Origin of the sequence: Faecalibacterium sp. DFI.5.82 (assembly GCF_029076575.1) — a bacterium.
GTDB classification, from domain to species: Bacteria; Bacillota; Clostridia; order Oscillospirales; family Ruminococcaceae; genus Faecalibacterium; species Faecalibacterium duncaniae.
This window is the reverse complement of record NZ_JARFIS010000924.1, coordinates 1-295: the sequence shown is the minus strand read 5'-3', so window position 1 is coordinate 295 and position 295 is coordinate 1. Positions and strand designations below refer to the sequence as shown.

Below are 295 nucleotides of genomic sequence, written 5' to 3'. Positions count from 1 at the left end.
ACAGTTTTTATTTGCATATCTTCAAGAGCATGTCTACATTCTTCTTGTCTAAATTCCTTTGTAACATACTTGACAAGAGTGTTTGCTAAATCAAGTATATCTTTTGAACTTCGATTTGACATATCCATCCTATAACAGAAATCTGCACTATTTATAAATTCTTTAAAAAATTTAGGGTCTGATGATGAAAATGTTCCTGTTATACTCTGATTTATATCTCCAACTCTAACTAGGTTTTTATTTTCACTAGATATAATTTTTATTATATTACCTTGAATTTCATTTGAGTCCTGAC

1 protein-coding gene is annotated in these 295 nt (G+C 28.1%); it reads right to left on the bottom strand.

The annotated features are described in order from the left end of the window. Positions 1–295, bottom strand: a 295-nt coding sequence (locus P0G09_RS19515; protein ID WP_275253505.1) for a UvrD-helicase domain-containing protein, incomplete at both ends; no start/stop codon positions are given.